Here is a 17,279-nt window from a genome sequence, read left to right on the forward strand (position 1 = left end):
CTTATGCGCGTCGCGCTCTTTCTCACCTGCGTCAACGACACGCTCTTCCCCGAGACGGGCAAGGCGGTCGTCCGGCTGCTGGAGCGGCTCGGCTGCGAGGTCGACTTCCCGCCCGGCCAGACGTGCTGCGGCCAGATGCACTTCAACACCGGCTACCGCGACGACGCGCGGCCGATGGCCCGGCGCTTCGTCTCCACGTTCGGCGGTTACGAGGCCGTCATCGTGCCGTCCGGCTCGTGCGCGGCGATGGTCCGCGAGTGGTACCCCACCCTCGGCGTCGCACCGCCCGGCGGGGTTTACGAGCTGACGGAGTTCATCGTCGACGTCCTCGGCGTGACCGACGTCGGGGCGTACTTCCCGCACACCGTCACCTACCACCCGACCTGCCACTCGCTGCGCTCGCTGAAGGTCGGGTCGCGCCCGCTGGACCTGCTGTCCTCGGTGCGCGGGCTGACGCTCCTCCCGCTCGGCGGGGCGGAGGAGTGCTGTGGCTTCGGCGGCACGTTCTCGCTGAAGAACCCGGCGGTCTCGGCCGCGATGTGCTCCGACAAGGTACGCGGCGTGCTCGACACCGGCGCCGAGGTGCTCTGCGCCGCGGACAACTCCTGCCTGATGCACATCGGCGGCGCGCTGTCACGGCAGCGCACGGGCGTCCGGGTGATGCACCTCGCGGAGATCCTCGCCAGCACCGAGGAGGGCTCATGACCGAGCGGAGCGAGGGAATCAAAGGCGCGCCCCTGTGGTCACTCCTCCCGACGAAGGAGGGCTCATGACCGCTTTTGTGGGGATGCCCGCGTTCCCGGAGGCGTCTTCGTCGGCCGTGTCGGACGCGCAGCTGCGGTACAACCTGCGCAAGGCCACCCACACGATCCGCGCCAAGCGCGCCGCCGTCGTCGGCGAGCAGCCCGACTGGGCCGCCCTGCGCGCGGCGGGCGCCGCGATCAAGGATCGTACGCTCCGGCACCTGGACGTCTACCTGGAACGGCTGGAAGCCGCGGTGACGGCGGCGGGCGGCACCGTGCACTGGGCCGCCGACGCCGCCGAGGCCAACCGGATCGTCACGGACCTGGTGAAGGCCACCGGCGAGACCGAGGTCGTGAAGGTCAAGTCGATGGCCACCCAGGAGATCGGCCTGAACGAGGCGCTGGAGGCCGCGGGCATCCGGGCGTACGAGACCGACCTCGCGGAGCTGATCGTGCAGCTCGGCGACGACCTGCCCTCTCACATCCTCGTCCCGGCCATCCACCGCAACCGTGCGGAGATCCGCGAGATCTTCGCCTCGAAGATGGCCTCGTGGGGACGGCCGGCGCCCGCCGGCCTGGCGGACGACCCGCGCGCGCTCGCCGAGGCGGCGCGCCTGCACCTGCGCGAACGCTTTCTGGCCGCTCGTGTGGGTATCTCCGGGGCCAACTTCGCCGTCGCCGAGACCGGCACACTCGTGGTCCTGGAGTCGGAGGGGAACGGGCGGATGTGCCTCACGCTCCCCGAGACGCTGATCTCCGTGGTCGGCATCGAGAAGATCGTGCCGACGTGGCGGGACCTCGAGGTGTTCATGCAGCTGCTGCCGCGCTCGTCCACCGGCGAGCGGATGAACCCCTACACCTCGATGTGGACCGGCGCCACCGAGGGCCAGACGTTCCACCTCGTCCTCCTCGACAACGGGCGCACGTCGGTGCTGGCCGACGAGGTCGGGCGGCAGGCGCTGCGGTGCATCCGGTGTTCGGCGTGCCTCAACGTCTGCCCGGTGTACGAGCGCGCGGGCGGCCACGCGTACGGCTCGGTCTATCCCGGCCCGATCGGCGCGATCCTGACGCCGCAGCTCCGTGGCCTGGCGAGTCCCCTGGAAGAGTCGCTGCCGTACGCCTCGACGCTGTGCGGCGCCTGCTACGAGGTGTGCCCGGTGGCGATCAACATCCCGGAGGTGCTGCTCGACCTGCGCTCCAAGGTGGTCGCGCACGGGCACGTCGGGCAGCGGGTGGCGATGGGCGCGGCGCGGCGGGTGCTGAACTCCCCGCGGTGGCTGTCGGTGACGCAGCGCTCGGCGGGCCGCCTGCGCCGCTGGACGCCGCGCCGCCTTCCCGGGCCGCTGTCGGCCTGGTCCGACACACGGGACGTCCCCCGACCGCCGAAAGAATCGTTCCGTCAATGGTGGGCGGCGAGCCGATGAGCGCCCGAGACCGCATCCTGGCCCGCGTACGGTCGGCTCTGTCGGACGTCCCGCGCGAGGAGAACCCCGATGACGTGCCGGTGCCGCGCGAGTACGAGCGCTCAAGGTCCGGCGTCGACGTGGTCGAGCTGCTGGTGGACCGGCTGACCGACTACCGGGCGCAGGTGCGCGAGGCGCCGGACGTGGCGGAGGCCGTGATGGAGGCACTGACCCGCCGCGACGCGCGACGGCTGGCCGTACCGGCGGGCGTGCCGGACGCGTGGCTGAACTCCGTCGAGGCGATCCGCGACGACCCGCCGCTGCCGAACGTGGAGCTGAACGGGTTGGACGGCGTGCTGACCGGCTGCGCGGTGGCGATCGCCGAGACCGGCACCATCGTCTTGGACGCCGGCCCCGACCAGGGCCGCCGCGCGCTGACCCTGGTGCCGGACTACCACCTGTGCGTGGTCCGGCGCGACCAGATCGTCCGCACGGTCCCGGAGGCGGTCGAACGCCTCGACCCGTCCCGCCCGCTGACCTGGATCAGCGGCCCGTCGGCCACGAGCGACATCGAACTGAACCGCGTCGAGGGCGTCCACGGCCCCAGAACTCTGGAGGTCCTGATCGTCTGAGGCTCGACCTCAGCCGGTCTGCAATGCGCGGAACTCATCGGCCCACGTTCGGTTTTCTCCAGGTCGGCCGTTCTGGCCCCTCTGTACCGTGTACGGGCAAAGAAGGCTGTTGAGGAGCCATGGCGTCGACTTGGGGCCGAAGTTCTGCACCATGGCGGAGCCCTGGGTCATGCCGTAGGCGGCCACCGCGAGACGTCCCGTCGCGCGGAATCTCTTGACCTGGTCGCGGAGGAAATTCTTGTTCGCCGCGAACCACGGACACGCCAACAGGAAGTCGTCCCATTTCTGCTGCGGGAACGGAGAATCGATGGACTGCCTGATGACCTGCCATACCGGCGTTCCCGGTCGCATGCGATAGCGCTGGGCGAACCCGGCCGGTATCGCGTCGCTCAGGTGCTTCTTCCAGAACAGCACCAGGGAGAACTCGGTGGCAAGAAAGCGCTGGTCGGAGCGCATGCGAGGGAGAATGTAGTCGAGGTAGGCCCGGTCGGCGTGCGGAGTGGGCAGGTGGGGATGGATGTCGACGCCGTCGACGGCCGGAGTGCTGCGCACGAACCTCATCCAGCGCTCGGTCGCGGGCGTACGCCACGCGGGCAGGTCGAGATGGTTGAGCGCCCCCATGTAGATCCGGGTTTTGGACTTCGCGCCGTAATGCTTGTTCCGATAGTCGATGACGTGCCGGGCGAGCGCCTCGTAGAAGGCGTTGAGCCGGCCGTGGTCCTGGGCGCGGGTTTCAATGAACGGTTCATTGCCGACGGCCAGGATGTCGACCTTGTTCATAACGGCCGGAAGCAGCTTGTCCAGGCGCCGGAACTCGACGTCCATGGCAGAGCCGCCGGGCGACGGGAGAGGCCGGTGATTGTAGGGGAATTTCAGCGAGAGCACGGTGCCGTAGCCGTGTTCACCGGCCGTCAGAAGATTCCGGATCGACGGCTGGCTCGCAGGGTCACTCCGATCGGCCCGGGGCATCGGGAAGAAACCCCGCAGCCATTTCGCCGACACGTCCTGCAACTCGGCGAGGTTAACGCGGTCGAGGGCCCCGTTGACGTTGCCCGCGAGGACGCCGCGCGGGCTCGGCGCACCCGAGGGCGGGCCGGAGGAATCCGGTGCGGGGGCATCGCCATCCCCCTGGGAGGCGCATCCCGCCGCCGCCAGACCGACGGCCCCGGCCATACTGAGCAGCCGGCGTCGCGAGAGCCGCTGGAACCTGTCATGCCCATCCGTCGGAACAGCGGAATTCTCCGTCAAGACTCCCTTTCCCTCCTGGTGACGCGAAAGCAGGCGGCTCGGCCGACACCCCACGTTAGTGGTCGGACGACCGCAGGTCGGAGAGCAAGGCGGGGAGCAGCCACTCCTCGCGGGCGGCGCGGCGTTCGCGGGTCATCGCGTCCGCCAGGCGGGGGTCCCAGGGAGTCGTCGTCCGGCTGCCCTCGAGGGGCTCCCTGCCGCCGGCCGCCAGGGCGTCGGCGTAGTCCCCGGCGCCCATCCGCCACGGCACGGCGGCGTACCGCTCCGTCGCGGCGGCGGTCATGCGCACGCCCGGCCAGTCGAAGTCGTTCCGCCAGTGGATCCGGGCACCCGCCGCGGCCCGGAGCAGCCGGTCGCAGGCCGCGGACAACCGGCCCTCCGTGCAGACCAAGGCACCGGCGGCGCCCAACTCGGCCGCCGCCCGTACCACCACCGGGCTCTCGCAGACGAAGATCTGCGGGTCGCGCGGCGTCACCGGGGCGGCCATCAGCTGCTGCAGGGTCAGCCGGAACGGCATGCCCGCCGCCGCGGCGTCGTCCAGCCAGCGGGCGACGGTGTGCTCCTCCCGCGCCCGCAGGCCGAGGACGAGCACCTGGCTCGTCAGGTCGTCGGGGACCACACCGGCGTCACGCCAGATCCGGCGTTCGTCCTCACGGCCCGCCGGCGGCGGTGCGCCCTGCCAGAGCACGAGAGCGCGCATCACCAGGCTCGCCAGCGGTGTGCCGGACAGCGCGGTGGCGTCACCGGTCGACCACTCGGCGAGCACCGGCAGCGGTACGTCACGCGCGGGCAGCCGGTCGAGCACCGCCGCCGCCCAGCCGGGCAGGTCGCCGCGCCCCTGCCGTACCAGCCGCCCGACCGTGCCGTCGCGGGTCAGCGCGCCGAGCCAGCCGGTGAACCAGCCCTCGTCCGCGTACCGGCAGCGCAGGGCCTCCGTCAGCGCCGACCGTACGTCCTCGGGCCGGCCGGGACCGTCGAGCCAGGCGAGCGCCCGGCACAGCCCCGCGCCGTACGCTCCGCGCAGTGCCGCGTCGAGCTCGCGCAGCGAGACGACAGGACGTCGGGAGGACTCACGCCGCCCGGTGACCCGGGTGACCACGCGCGACTCTTCATCGGAGGGATAGGCCAGCGAGACCGAGCCGGTCACCTCACCGCCGGTCTTGCCGAGCCTGCGGCGTGCCGCGGCGAGCAGCCGCCGCCACTCGTCGCCGCGCAGCTCGTCCAGGCCGGGGGCCGGCCCGCGACGCGACGGAGCCTCGTCGCCCGGTTCCGTGCCGCCGGCTGCGGCCGCGTCCCGAGCCTCGTCGTTCACGCCGCGTCCGTACCCAGGGTCCGCGCCCGCCAGTCGCCGCTTCCGTGGCACCATCGGAATCCGGACACGGGAGGCGACCATCGCGGCACGACCTGAGATCCGGCCCCTGGCACCCGCCGCGGCCGGTGACGACGCCACAGTCACCACGCTCACCGACCTGGTCAACGAGGTGTACGCGGAGTCGGAGAAGGGCCTGTGGGCCGACGGCGCGGTCCGGACGACCACGCGCGAGCTCGCCGGGCTCGTACGCGCCGGTGAGATCGCCGTGGCGCGCGTCGACGGCCGGATCGCCGGGTGCGTCCGCGTGCACCGGATCGACGCCGGGACGAGCGAGTTCGGCCTGCTCGCCGCCGATCCGCGCCATCGCGGCGTCGGCGTCGGACGGGAGCTCGTACGCTTCGCCGAGCGCCACGCCCGGGAGCAGGGGGACGGCCGGATGCGGCTGGAGCTGCTCATGCCGCGGGATCGGTCGCACCCGGCGAAGGAGTTCCTCGCGGCCTGGTACGACCGTCTCGGCTACGCGGTCGTCCGCGCGGGCACGATGGAGGACTCCCACCCGCACCTCGCGCGCCTGCTCGCCACCCCCTGCGACGTCCTGATCTACGAGAAGGACCTGCGCGCATGACGCCGATCGAGGGCCTCGCCGCCCGCCTGCGGGAGTTCGCGGCGGCCCGCGACTGGGAGCCGTTCCACACGCCGAAGAACCTCGTCATGGCGCTGGCGGGGGAGACGGGCGAGCTGCTGGCGGAGTTCCAGTGGCTGACCCCGGAGGAGTCGGCCACGGTGATGACCGACCCGGAGGCCGGCGCACGCGTACGCGCGGAGCTGGGCGACGTGATGACGTACCTGGTCCGCCTGGCCGACGCCCTGGACGTCGACCTCGTCGAGGCCGCCCACGCCAAACTCGACGAGAGCGAACGCCGCTACGACCCGCGGACCTATCGCGGCACGGCCCGCAAGGCCCCGCCGCTGCCCTGACCCCTGGCCGCCAGGGTCGCCGCTGAAGAACCTCAGAGACGCAGCCCGGGTCAGGACGCCGGTTCCTGCCGGGGGCGTGGTCTGGCGCGGATGTGCATGCGTTCTCCTTGGCGGCCGAACAGGTTGAGGACCTCCACGGGAGACTCGCCGGTCGGGCCGAACCAGTGGGGCAGGCGGGTGTCGAACTCGGCGGCCTCTCCCGGCCCCAGGGTCAGGTCGTGGTCGGCCACGATGAGCCGCAGGTGCCCGGACAGCACATAGAGCCACTCATAGCCCTCATGGGTGCACGGCTCGGGCCGGTTCTGCTCGGCCGGGATGATCGACTTCCAGGCTTGCAGGGGTCCCGGGTGCGGGGTCAGCGGGATCACCGTACGGCCGTTGCGGACGCGGGGCTTCGCGCGGATCCGGGGATCCCCGACCTCGGGCGCACCGACCAGTTCGTCCAGGGGCACCTGATGCGCCTGCGCGATGGGCAGCAGGAGCTCCAGGCTGGGGCGGCGTTGGCCCGTCTCCAGCCTGGACAGCGTGCTCTTGGAGATGCCGGTGGCCTCGGCCAGCGCCGACAGGCTCACGCCGCGTTCGGTGCGGATGCGCTTGAGGCGGGCACCGACCCGGGCCAGCGTGGTGGCGATCGGGGATTGCTCGTCCATACCGCTCATTTCACCTCCCGCGTCCCAGGTTCGGCAACGAAAGTTGCCGGTCCGCCACCGGCGCTCACACCATCGGGCGCGGAGGTGATCGCCGTGATCAAGGCGACGGACTTCCCCGACGGCAGCGCACCGCGCCCTGCCGATGACGGGGTCTTCGACGTGGTGGTGGTCGGCGCCGGAGCGGCCGGGCTGAACGCCGCCCTGCTTCTGGGCCGGGCCCGCCGCAAGGTGGTGGTGCTCGATGCCGGCAAGCCACGCAACGCGCCCGCCGCGCACAGGGATCTCCTGCACTGCCCCTACTGCCACGCCTACGAGGTGCGTGACCAGCCGCTCGCCGTTCTCGGCACCCACCCGGGCGCGGTACATCAGGCCCTGCTCCTGCGCGCGTGGAGCGACGACGTCGTCTTCCTCCCGCACACGCTCGAGCCGACGGCGCAGGACCGGGACCGGCTGGAGGCGCGCGGCCTGCGCATCGTCGAGGGAGAGGTCAAGCGGCTTGTCATCGGCAACGACCAGCTGAGAGGGATCGACCTCACCGACGGCCGCGCCGTCCCCCGCGCCGCCGCCTTCCTCTTCCCCCGCATGGTCCCGCGCGACGAACTGCTGACCGGCCTGGGGTGCGCCAAGGACGACAACGGCTGGGTCGCCACCGACCGCACCGGTCGCACCAACGTCGCCGGCGTCTGGGCCGCCGGTAACGTCATCGACCCCCGCGCCCAGGTCATCACCGCCGCCGGTATGGGGTCCGCCGCCGCCTTCGCCATCAACACCGACCTGCTGGACGAGGACGTCGACCACGCCGTCGAACAGCGCCGCGCCACGGTGGCGGGTGATGGCCGGTGAGCGTCGACACCGCACAGCGGCGGGTTCCGGTCTCTCGCGGGAGGCTGCCGCTCGGCGTCTACCTGCTCGCGTTCAGCCTGTTCGCCATGGGGAGCGCGGAGTTCCTGCTCGCCGGGGTCCTGCCGGAGATCGCCGACGACCTGCGGATCAGCTTGTCCTCCGCCGGCGCGCTGATCTCGACCTTCGCCGTCGGTGTCGTGGTCGGCGGACCTCCCTTCGCCATCGTGACGCTGCGCTGGCCGCGACGCACCACGCTGGTGACCACTCAGGTCATCTTCGCCGGCGCGGTGACGATCGGCCTTCTGACCGACAGTTACGCGGTGCTTCTGGCGACCCGCTTCGTCTGCGGCCTCGCCTATGCGGGGTACTGGGCGGTCGCAGCGGTCACCGCGGTCGGCCTCGTCGCGTCCGACCGCGCCGCACGCGCCTCAGGAGTCGTCGTCAGCGGCCTCAGCCTGGCGATGATCGCCGGTGGCCCGGCGGGCGCATTGCTCAGTCACTTCACCGGATGGCGGGGCGGATTCTGGGGTGTGGTCGCCCTGACCGCCGCCGGTGCGCTCTCGAGCCTGCTCGCGATGCCGGCGACGGGCACGGGCCAGGAGCCGAGCGTACGGCGCGAGCTGCGGACCATGAGGCGACCACGATTGTGGCTGGTCTACGCCGTCACCGTCCTGAGCCTCGCCGCCTACATGATCTCGTTCAACTACCTCGCGGCGTTCCTGACCGACATCACCGGCATCCCCGGCGTCTGGGTGCCCGCCGTCCTCGCGCTGTTCGGCATCGGCGCCTTCGCCGGGCTGTCCATCGGAGGCAGAATCGCCGACAGGCGGCCCTCTCAGGCGCTCCTGGCCGGGGCGCTCGGAACAGCGGCGGGCTCCGTCCTCCTCGCGGTCCTGGCCCGGCACGCGTCGGCCGTCGTCCCCCTCGTTCTCCTCCTCGGAGTCGCCGGGTTCGTGCTGAACCCGGCCATATACGGGCGGGTGTTCGCCATCGCGTCCACGGCACCGACGCTCGCCGGCGCCACCACCGTCTCGGCGTTCCAGCTCGGCATCAGCCTCGTCCCGGCACTCGCCGGGGCCGCCCTGAACGCCGGCGCCGGCATCACCTCCGTGGCCTGGATCGGCGCCGCCCTGGCGGCGGGCGTCGTACCGATCGTCCTTCTCGACCGGGCGTTCTCTCGCTCGCCGATGACGGCGGACGGGCCGGGTCCGACGGGCTGAGCCGGGCATCCGGTCTGGACGCATGCGGCGGCCCGGGGGGCCGGTACGGCGAGGTCGTGCTCGAACCGGCGGGTCCCCCAGGTCCGATCGCGTCGTCCGCGCTGGAGGTGCCGCTGCGGCCGTCGGAACGGCATGCGCGGTGTCCCTGGACGGGGACGGGTCGGTTACTCCTCGTCCAGGGAGCCGTCCCACGCCCAGGCCAGGGCCCGCGGCAGGCCCCAGTGGCCCAGCGGTGTCAGGCGCCGGTGTTCGTCGAGCGCGCCGAGGGCCTCCCAGATCGGCACCATCAGCCCGAAGGCGAACACGATCGGCTCGCGGTCGTCCGGCTCGTAGGAGCCCTCGATCTCCGGGCACTTGTCGGCCAGGTCGAACAGGTCCTCCGGCCAGGCGCGTGTGCCCACGCCCGCTCGGGTCAGGCCGATGACCGCGCCCGCCCAGTCGGCGTGCTGGAGAGCCATCAGCGAGCTCTCCTCGTGGCTGCCCAGCCCCGATTCGCCGTGCATCGACACGAGCGCGCCGGCGGCCTGGGTCCAGAGGGTCTCGTCGTCGGCCGGGAGCCGGCGGCCCCAGTCGGCGGCCGCGGCGAGGTGGCGGTACGGCCAGTCGGTCAGGCGGTCGCGGACACGCTGGGACGCCGTGGCCAGTGCCTCCTGCGGTGCGGACGCCTCGGCCACGCCGGGAAGCGCCTCACGGAGGAGTTCGACCGCGGTGCGGTCGGCCTCCTGCCACTCCTGCAGGAACTCATCGGCGTCGAAGCCTTCGAGGTCGTCGTAGCCGTCCAGATCGTCGGCCGCCGGCGGTGTGACGTTTCGATCAGAGTCACTCACGCCTGACGACTGTAGTGGCGTCCGGGCCATGCTGTGTGCGCTCGAACACCAAGAGCCCGCGTGCCCTGGCTAATGCCGTAGCAGGCAACGGTTGCCCTGTCGGCGCGAGACTCGGCGGGCGTGTTGAATCTGTGCGGTGGGCTGGGGGGCCGGGTTTTGTCGTAGGCACCTGTTGTAATCGCCTGGTGCCTCGACGTGACGTTGCTGATGGTGGTGGCTGGGTGGTGTTGCGGACCGCCCGGGTTGGCCTGCGGTTGACTCCCGCGCAGCGGCGCCGTTGTTTCGAGTTGCTGGTCTCGGCCGGTGATGTGTGGGCGTGTGCCCTTGATTTGAACCGGTGGCGGCGGCAACGCGGGCTGCGGGCGATCGTGGGCTATCAGGCATTGTGCCGGGAGTTGTCGGCCGCCGGTCCGGGCACGTTCGGGGAACTGGACTCGGTCGGGGCGCGGTCGGTGCTGCGGCGCTACAGCGACGCCTGGTTCGCCACCGCCAAACGCCGAAAAGATGGCGAGGTTACGGCGCGGTACCCGCGGCGTAAACGCCGGTTGATGCCGGTGCGTTACTACCACGGCACGTTCACCCTGGAAGAGCGGCGGTTGCGCCTTCCGGTCGGTCGTGGGTGTGCGTCGTTGTGGGTGCGGTTGGCCCGGCCGGTCCCGTATGAGGCGGGGCAGGTGCGGTCGGTGACGCTGATGGCCGAGGGCGGCCGGTTGTTCGTCGATGTCACCGCCGAAGTCCCCATCACCGCCTATCCACCAGAGCGGGAGCCGGATCCCGGGCGGGTGGCGGGGGTCGATCCGGGGTTGATCCATCCGTTCGCGGTGGCGGGTCCGGATGGGGAGGGGCTGGTGGTGTCGGGGCGGGCCATCCGCGCCGAAACCCACCTGCACCTCAAAGACACCAAACACCGGCGGCGCGCGATCGCGCGGAAGGCACCGAAACCGGGCCAGGCCGGGTCACGACGATGGCGGAAACTCCGGGCCCGGCAACGCAAACTCGAAGCCCGCCACAAACGCCGGGTCCGCCAAGCCCAGCACGAGGCCGCCAAAACCGTCATCGACTGCTTTGGCCGGCCGTGGCCCGCCCCACCACCCAAGGTGGGGAGTCGCTCGCCCCAGCGAGGATCAGCCAACCCCCTCCCCCACGAGGCAAACGTTGACTGACACGGCACTAAGATCCCGGACGCGTCAGGGGGAACGCGATGGTGTCGCGGATGTTGCGGCCGGTGAGCGTCATGATCAGCCGGTCGACGCCCATGCCCATGCCGCCCGCGGGCGGCATGCCGTACTCCAGGGCCCGCAGGAAGTCCTGGTCGAGGTCCATCGCCTCCGGGTCGCCGCCGGCGGCGAGGAGCGACTGTTCGGTGAGGTTGCGCCGCTGGACGATCGGGTCGATCAGCTCGGAGTACGCGGTGCCGAGTTCGAGGCCGAACACGATCAGGTCCCACTTTTCGGCGAGTCCCGGCGTGTCGCGGTGGGGCCGGGTCAGCGGCGAGGTGGTGGCCGGGTAGTCGCGGACGAACGTGGGCGCGCGCAGCGTCGACTCCACCAGCGTCTCGAACAGCTCCTGCGTCAGCTTGCCCTGGTCCCACTCCGGATTGTGGCCCAGGCCGACCCGGTCGGCGTGCTTCTGCAGCGTGCGCAGTGACGTCGCCGGCGTGACCTGCTCGCCGAGGGACTCGGAGACCGAGTCGTAGACGGTGATCTCCTGCCACGGCTCGGCAAGGTCGTACTCCACGCCGTCGCGCACCACGACGGTGCCGCCGATGCCCGCGCGCGCCGCCGCGAGGACCAGTTCGCGCGTCAGCGCCGCCATGGTGTTGTAGTCGCCGTACGGCTCGTAGGCCTCCAGCATCGTGAACTCGGGGTTGTGCCGGACCGAGACGCCCTCGTTGCGGAAGTTGCGGTTGATCTCGAAGACCTTGCCGATGCCGCCGACGAGCAGCCGCTTGAGGTACAGCTCGGGCGCGATCCGCAGGAACAGGTCCAGGTTGTAGGCGTTCATCCGGGTCGTGAACGGCCGCGCGGCGGCGCCGCCGTGCACCGGCTGGAGCATCGGCGTCTCGACCTCGAGGTAGCCGCGTTCGCGCAGCGAGTCGCGGAGGGCGGTCACGACGTCGCCGCGCAGCCGCAGCATCCGCCGCGCGTCGTCGTTGACGATCAGGTCGACGTACCGCTGGCGGACCCGCGACTCCTCGTTCAGCGCGTTGGAGGCATGCGTCGCGGGCAGCGGGTGCAGGCACTTGGCGGTGAGCCGCCAGGAGACGACGAGCACCGACAGCTCGCCCGTACGGGACGTGATCACCTCGCCGCGCACGCCGACCTGGTCGCCGAGGTCGATGAGCTGCTTCCACTGCCGCAGCGCCTCGGCGCCGACGGAGTCGGCCGCGAGCATGAGCTGGAGGTCGCCCGACTCGTCGCGGAGCCGTACGAAGATCAGCTTTCCGTGCTCGCGCGCCAGCACGACCCGGCCCGCGATCGCGACGGTCTCGCCCGTGTGGACGTCCGGTGCCAGGGCGCCGAACCGCTCGCGCACCTCGGCCGCGGTCGCGGTGCGCTCGAAGCCCAGGGGGTACGGGTCGATGCCGGCCTCGCGCAGGCGGTCGAGCTTGTCGTGGCGTACGCGCTCCTGCTCCGACAGCCGGCGCGCGGGCATGCGGGCGGCCTCCGCGGCCTCCTCGATCTGCTTGATCTTCCCGACCAGCGTGGGCGACGGCGAGGGCGTGTCCAGCCGCGGCTTGAACAGCGTCGGCAGGAACCCCTCGGCCCTTGCGGCGGCGAGGCCGATGCGGACCAGGTCGCGGCTCTGCGGGAAGCACATGAACCGCGGCGTCCAGACCGGGTTGTACTTGGCGTTGGCCAGGAACAGCGACTCGAGCTGCCAGAACTTCGAGGCCACCGACAGCAGCCGGTACAGCAGCCGCGAGATCGGGCCCGCGCCGATCGCCGAGCCGCGCTCGAACACCGACCGCAGCATGGCGAAGTTCAGTGAGACGCGCGTGACGCCGACCGCCGCGGCGTTCTCCGCGAGCTTGGCGACCATGAACTCGTTGAGGCCGTTCTCGGCGTCGCGGTCGCGGCGCATGAGGTCGAGGGAGAGCCCGGGCCGGCCCCACGGCACGAAGCTCAGCAGCCCGCGCCGCACCCCGGCGCCGTCGAACGCCTCCACCATGACGCAGCGCTCGTCGGTCGGGTCGCCCAGGCGGCCGAGCGCCATCGAGAACCCGCGTTCGGTGTGCCCGTCGCGCCACCGGTCGGCGTCGGCGACCAGCTCGGCCATCTCGTCGCGGCCGATCGCGCCGTGCCGCCGGATGCGCACGGTGTAGCCGGCCCGCTCGACCCGGCGTACGGCCTGGCGCACCTGGCGCATGTCGCGGCCTTCGAGGTTGAACTCGCGCAGGTCCAGGATCGCCTCGTCGCCCAGTTCGAGGGCGTCCAGCCCGCAGCGCCCGAAGGCGGCGGCGGCGCGCTCGCTGGCGCCCAGGACGCCGGGGATCCACGCGTGCGCCCGACACTCGGCGAGCCAGGCGCTGATCGCCGCGTCCCAGGCCTCCGGGTCGCCGAGCGGGTCGCCGCTGGCGAGGCTGACCGAGCCCTCGACCCGGTACGCGATGGCGGCCCGGCCGTTCGGCGACAGGATCACGTCCTTGTCGCGGCGGAGGGCGAAGTACCCGAGCGAGTCGCGCTCGCCCCACTCGGCCAGGAGGGCGCGGGCCGGCAGCTCCTCGTCCGGCGTGAGCACGGCGAGCCGCTGGCCGGGCCGGAACAGCGCCCAGACGGTGATCACGAGCAGGCCGCTGCCGAGGATGCCGAGGATGCCGTCGACCCAGATCGGAACGTCGACGTTGAGGTCCCAGCCGTTGTCGCCGGCGCCGAGGAGGGTCTGCAGCCCGGCGTAGACCAGGTGGGTCCAGGCGGCGCCGCGATGATCGCGGTCGGTGAGGAAGACGAGGTTGGTGCCGATCACGCCGCCGACGACCAGGAGCACCGAGAAGACGACGAGCGCGAGACGCCGGTTGGCGCGGTCCGGCAGCGCGTAGAACTCCTGGCGGGCGGCGACGAGCAGCGCGACGACGAGGCCGAAGGCGCCCGCCGTGATGAGCTCGCCCGACCCGCCCCAGTCCGACAGCCCGGCGAGCGCCCAGACCGCGAAGAACAGCAGGAACAGCACGACGCTGATCCGCCAGGCGGCCTTCTTGCGCCGCCGGACGCCGACGGACACGAGGATCAGCAGCAGGCCGTACGGGAGGCTCGGGTACCAGCCGAAGTAATTGATGGAGCGGAGCACCCAGACGTTGAACATCCACTCGATCAGGCCGTAAGAGAACCAGGCCAGGACGGAAAGGATTCCGGAGACGCGGAGGTACCAGAACAGGACGGTCGGCACTGTCTCGACAACCCGTCGAGCCCACGGCCGCTCCGCGCCCGCCGCCTTCGTCGTCATCTCGCTCCTGAGGTCGCGCGCCATATTCTTTCTTTGTACCGGTGATTGGGTGAGCGTCAGGCCAACGGAGGCCTCGCGGTGGGTATCGTGGGCGAACTATGCCGGAAAACCCCCTTCTTGCGCAGCGTTATCGCCTGCTCACCGAGGTAGGCCGCGGTGGCATGGGAACCGTCTGGCATGCCCGGGACGAGGTTCTCGGCCGCGACGTCGCGGTCAAGGAAGTTATCCTCCCGCACGGCTTCTCCGACGAAGAGCGCGAGGTTCAGCACAAGCGCACGTTCCGGGAGGCGAGGACCGCTGCGCGGCTGAGCCATCCGGGCGTCGTCACGGTCTACGACGTGGTCGAGGAGGACGGCCGGCCCTGGATCGTCATGGAGCTGATCCGTGCCCGCTCGCTGCACGAGCAGATCAAGAAGGACGGTCCGCTGGAGCCCCGGCGGGTCGCCGAGATCGGGCGCCAGATGGCCGGCGCGCTGCGCGTCGCGCACGAGGCGGGGATCCTGCACCGTGACGTCAAGCCGAGCAACGTCCTCGTCGGCGGTTCCCGCGCGGTCCTCACCGACTTCGGTATCGCGCGGGCGCAGAGTGACGCGACACTCACCCAGACGGGCATGCTCATCGGTTCTCCGGCCTACATCGCGCCCGAGCGGGCGCGCGGGCGGGTCGCCGTGCCCGCTTCGGACCTGTGGTCGCTCGGCGTCACGATGTACGCCGCGGTCGAGGGCAAGTCGCCGTTCGAGCGCCCGGACGCGATGGCGAGCCTGGTGGCCGTGCTCACCGACGATCCCGAGCCGGCGCCGAACGCCGGTCCGCTGCGCCCGGTCATCGACGGACTGCTGCGCAAGGACCCGGCCGAGCGCCTGACCGTCGACGAGGTCGCGGTGATGCTCGACCGCGTCCTGTCCGGCGACGCCGCGGCCGAGCCCGACGACCCGCCCGCGGACGCGCCGGACGGGGCCACGCGGCGGCTGCCGCCGAGCGTCCTGACCGCGGCGAAGGAGGCGGATCCGGCGCCGGCCGAGGAGTACGCCGACGACGTCGGCGAGGGTGCCGAGCCGCCGGCGGCCGTGGTCACGGCGCCGGACCGGACCGAGCAGATCGGCGCGTCACCGTATCCGATCCGGTCGATCGTTATCGTCGCCGCGGTGCTGCTTGTCCTTTTTGGCGTGTTCTTTTTCGCGACATTTAGCTGAATTACCCGGCCAACATGGCCGAACCGTCGCCGCCGGTCGGTATGGTCCTCAGCTATGCCGTTCGGGGAGGGTTCGGTGCTCGCGCGCCGCTATCGCCTGCTGAGTCAGGTCGGTCGCGGTGGCATGGGCCGAGTGTGGCGCGCGCACGATGACCTGCTGCACCGCGAGGTGGCGGTCAAAGAGGTCATCTTTCCGCCGGGGCTGACGGACTCCGACCGCGAGGTGCTCGTCGAGCGCACCCTGCGCGAGGCCCGGTCGGCCGCCCGGCTGTCCCACCCCGGCATCGTGACCGTCCACGACGTGGTCGAGGAGGACGACCGCCCGTGGATCGTCATGGAGCTCGTGCGCGCGCGGTCGCTCCAGGAGGTCATCGACGACGACGGCCGGCTCCCGGCCGTGCAGGTGGCCGAGATCGGGTCGCAGATGCTCGCCGCGCTGCGCGTGGCACACGCCGCCGGGGTTCTGCACCGCGACGTCAAGCCCGCCAACGTGCTGCTCGACTCCAGCGCGGACGGCGCCACCCGCGTCGTGATCACCGACTTCGGCATCGCCCGGGTGGCGGGCGATGCCACCCTCACCCAGACCGGCCTGGTCCTCGGCTCTCCCGCCTACATCGCGCCCGAGCGCGCCCGCGGCGAGGGGGCGAGCCCGGCCTCCGACCTGTGGGCGCTCGGCGCGACGCTCTACGCCGCCTGCGAGGGCCGCAGCCCGCACGACCGCGTCGAGGCGATGGCGGCGCTGGCCGCCGTGCTGCACGAGCAGGCCCCGCCGCCGCAGTACGCGGGCCCGCTCGGCCCCGTGCTCCTGGGCCTGCTGGTCAAGGAGCCGGCCGAGCGGATGACGGCCGAACAGGCCGCCGCCGACCTCGCTCGCGCCGCGCGTGGCGAGATGCCCGCCTCCGGCGAGCCGCGGCGGGCCGGGCCCGGCTCCACGGTTCGCGTGCCCCATCCGACGACCCCGGCGGAGCCGGCTCCGGGGGGAGAGCACGCGACCGAGCACGCGTTCGGCGCGCCCGCGCCGGGCCCCGGGGCCGTGCCGGGCCCCGCGCCCGTGCCGGGCCCTGGTGGCAAGGCCGCGAACGGCCGCTCGAAGGTGTGGCTGATCGTCGTGGCCGTCGTGCTCGTGGTGGTGGCGGTGGCCGCCACGGCCGTGCTCCTGACGCACCGTTCCGCCGGTGACACGACGCCGCCACCCACCCCCACGCCGACGGCGACCAGGCCGACGGCTCCGACGCACACGCCGACGCCGACGCCCAACCCGACCGTGCCGGCCGGGTACCACCGCTCCACCGGCCCGGCGGGCTCCTCGATCGCCGTGCCCGCCGGCTGGACCCGTCAGGTGCGCGGAAGCTCGTCGGTCCTGTGGAAGCAGCCCTCCACCGGCGCCTACATCCAGGTCGACGCGATCCCCTGGGGCGTCGAGGATCCCGTGGAGCACTGGCGGGTCTTCGAGCACGAGGTGCGGGCCAAGGACACCCTGCCCGGTTTCCAAGAGATACGCCTCAGCGACCGCTTCTCCGCGCGCGGCTGGGCCGCCAGCGATCTGGAGTACACCTGGAACACCCGCGACCACGGCACCATGCGGGCGATCGACCGTGGGTTCACCGCGAACGGGCGGCAGTACGCCATCCTCGTCGCCGCTCCCATGGGCCAGTGGGCTCGCTACCCCGCCGTCCTGGACGGAGCATTCGGGTCATTCCAGCCCGGTACGGGCTGACGTGCGTCACTCTCTGTAACTGGTGGCCTGGTTCCCGAGGTATCGCGTCTCTTGTTTTCCTCACAATGTGT

At 71.9% G+C, this 17,279-nt stretch carries 15 protein-coding genes; 10 read left to right on the forward strand and 5 right to left on the reverse strand.

The features are described 5' to 3' along the window. The first annotated feature begins 3 nt into the window (after positions 1-3). From ABEA10_RS08105 to ABEA10_RS08115, 3 genes are all read left to right on the forward strand, one after another. Positions 4-705: a (Fe-S)-binding protein gene (locus tag ABEA10_RS08105; RefSeq protein ID WP_329252367.1), complete on the forward strand. Its 702-nt coding sequence runs from the start codon at positions 4-6 to the stop codon at positions 703-705. A 64-nt stretch (positions 706-769) separates the two neighbouring features. Next, the gene (locus ABEA10_RS08110; protein ID WP_425550883.1) at positions 770-2,167 is read left to right on the forward strand and encodes a lactate utilization protein B; all 1,398 of its coding nucleotides are present in this window, start codon (positions 770-772) and stop codon (positions 2,165-2,167) included. Next, complete coding sequence (locus ABEA10_RS08115) at positions 2,164-2,778, forward strand: LutC/YkgG family protein (RefSeq protein ID WP_345459509.1); 615 nt, start codon at positions 2,164-2,166, stop codon at positions 2,776-2,778. Before ABEA10_RS08110 ends, ABEA10_RS08115 begins: the two co-directional genes overlap by 4 nt. Positions 2,779-2,787: 9 nt before the next feature. On the opposite strand, the gene ABEA10_RS08120 is transcribed toward ABEA10_RS08115, so the two are convergent. Together ABEA10_RS08120 and ABEA10_RS08125 are read right to left on the reverse strand one after the other, a co-directional pair. Further along, a complete protein-coding gene (locus ABEA10_RS08120) occupies positions 2,788-4,026 on the reverse strand; it encodes a hypothetical protein (protein ID WP_345459511.1) in 1,239 nt (412 codons plus the stop codon). 55 nt (positions 4,027-4,081) lie between these two features. Beyond that, positions 4,082-5,338, reverse strand: a complete 1,257-nt coding sequence (locus ABEA10_RS08125) for a TIGR02679 family protein (RefSeq protein WP_345459514.1) — start codon at positions 5,336-5,338, stop codon at positions 4,082-4,084. A gap of 169 nt (positions 5,339-5,507) precedes the next feature. On the opposite strand from ABEA10_RS08125, the gene ABEA10_RS08130 reads away from it, so the two are divergent. Then, positions 5,508-5,963 carry a GNAT family N-acetyltransferase gene (locus ABEA10_RS08130; protein WP_486303795.1) on the forward strand — a complete coding sequence of 152 codons (456 nt, stop codon included), beginning with the start codon at positions 5,508-5,510 and terminating at the stop codon, positions 5,961-5,963. Next, positions 5,960-6,316: a nucleotide pyrophosphohydrolase gene (locus tag ABEA10_RS08135; protein ID WP_345459517.1), complete on the forward strand. Its 357-nt coding sequence runs from the start codon at positions 5,960-5,962 to the stop codon at positions 6,314-6,316. Before ABEA10_RS08130 ends, ABEA10_RS08135 begins: the two co-directional genes overlap by 4 nt. A 50-nt stretch (positions 6,317-6,366) precedes the next feature. Here ABEA10_RS08135 and ABEA10_RS08140 read toward each other — a convergent pair whose 3' ends face one another. Then, the gene (locus ABEA10_RS08140; RefSeq protein WP_345459520.1) at positions 6,367-6,966 is read right to left on the reverse strand and encodes a helix-turn-helix domain-containing protein; all 600 of its coding nucleotides are present in this window, start codon (positions 6,964-6,966) and stop codon (positions 6,367-6,369) included. A gap of 93 nt (positions 6,967-7,059) precedes the next feature. Here ABEA10_RS08140 and ABEA10_RS08145 point away from each other — a divergent pair, with 93 nt between their 5' ends. Then, positions 7,060-7,809: an NAD(P)/FAD-dependent oxidoreductase gene (locus ABEA10_RS08145; protein WP_345459523.1), complete on the forward strand. Its 750-nt coding sequence runs from the start codon at positions 7,060-7,062 to the stop codon at positions 7,807-7,809. Beyond that, a complete protein-coding gene (locus tag ABEA10_RS08150; RefSeq protein WP_345459526.1) occupies positions 7,806-9,029 on the forward strand; it encodes an MFS transporter in 1,224 nt (407 codons plus the stop codon). The genes ABEA10_RS08145 and ABEA10_RS08150 overlap by 4 nt, the downstream gene beginning before the upstream one ends. Before the next feature lie 164 nt (positions 9,030-9,193). Here the strand turns inward: ABEA10_RS08150 and ABEA10_RS08155 are convergent, their stop codons facing one another. Further along, entirely contained in the window at positions 9,194-9,856 is a 663-nt protein-coding gene (locus ABEA10_RS08155) for a hypothetical protein (RefSeq protein ID WP_345459529.1), read from the reverse strand. A 221-nt stretch (positions 9,857-10,077) separates the two neighbouring features. Between ABEA10_RS08155 and ABEA10_RS08160 the strand changes: the two genes are divergently transcribed. Next, positions 10,078-11,019 carry an RNA-guided endonuclease InsQ/TnpB family protein gene (locus ABEA10_RS08160; RefSeq protein ID WP_345459532.1) on the forward strand — a complete coding sequence of 314 codons (942 nt, stop codon included), beginning with the start codon at positions 10,078-10,080 and terminating at the stop codon, positions 11,017-11,019. A 7-nt stretch (positions 11,020-11,026) separates the two neighbouring features. Here ABEA10_RS08160 and lysX read toward each other — a convergent pair whose 3' ends face one another. After that, positions 11,027-14,299, reverse strand: coding sequence for a bifunctional lysylphosphatidylglycerol synthetase/lysine--tRNA ligase LysX (gene lysX, locus ABEA10_RS08165; RefSeq protein WP_345459534.1), 3,273 nt, complete (start codon positions 14,297-14,299; stop codon positions 11,027-11,029). Positions 14,300-14,397: 98 nt separating this feature from the next. Here lysX and ABEA10_RS08170 point away from each other — a divergent pair, with 98 nt between their 5' ends. Both ABEA10_RS08170 and ABEA10_RS08175 read left to right on the forward strand, forming a co-directional pair. Continuing rightward, positions 14,398-15,492, forward strand: coding sequence for a serine/threonine-protein kinase (locus ABEA10_RS08170; protein WP_345459537.1), 1,095 nt, complete (start codon positions 14,398-14,400; stop codon positions 15,490-15,492). Positions 15,493-15,546: 54 nt separating this feature from the next. Further along, positions 15,547-17,208, forward strand: a complete 1,662-nt coding sequence (locus tag ABEA10_RS08175; protein WP_345459540.1) for a serine/threonine-protein kinase — start codon at positions 15,547-15,549, stop codon at positions 17,206-17,208. The last annotated feature ends 71 nt before the right edge of the window (positions 17,209-17,279 follow it).

Source organism: Actinoallomurus oryzae (assembly GCF_039541955.1).
GTDB lineage: Bacteria > Actinomycetota > Actinomycetes > Streptosporangiales > Streptosporangiaceae > Actinoallomurus > Actinoallomurus oryzae.

What these genes read in the sequence shown, in the direction of transcription:
- ABEA10_RS08110 (WP_425550883.1), top strand. Translation starts at nt 770, where the DNA reads ATGACCGCTTTTGTGGGGATGCCCGCGTTCCCGGAGGCGTCTTCGTCG.
- lysX (WP_345459534.1), bottom strand. Translation starts at nt 14,299, where the DNA reads ATGACGACGAAGGCGGCGGGCGCGGAGCGGCCGTGGGCTCGACGGGTT.
- ABEA10_RS08105 (WP_329252367.1), top strand. Translation starts at nt 4, where the DNA reads ATGCGCGTCGCGCTCTTTCTCACCTGCGTCAACGACACGCTCTTCCCC.
- ABEA10_RS08115 (WP_345459509.1), top strand. Translation starts at nt 2,164, where the DNA reads ATGAGCGCCCGAGACCGCATCCTGGCCCGCGTACGGTCGGCTCTGTCG.
- ABEA10_RS08135 (WP_345459517.1), top strand. Translation starts at nt 5,960, where the DNA reads ATGACGCCGATCGAGGGCCTCGCCGCCCGCCTGCGGGAGTTCGCGGCG.
- ABEA10_RS08140 (WP_345459520.1), bottom strand. Translation starts at nt 6,966, where the DNA reads ATGGACGAGCAATCCCCGATCGCCACCACGCTGGCCCGGGTCGGTGCC.
- ABEA10_RS08175 (WP_345459540.1), top strand. Translation starts at nt 15,547, where the DNA reads ATGCCGTTCGGGGAGGGTTCGGTGCTCGCGCGCCGCTATCGCCTGCTG.
- ABEA10_RS08170 (WP_345459537.1), top strand. Translation starts at nt 14,398, where the DNA reads ATGCCGGAAAACCCCCTTCTTGCGCAGCGTTATCGCCTGCTCACCGAG.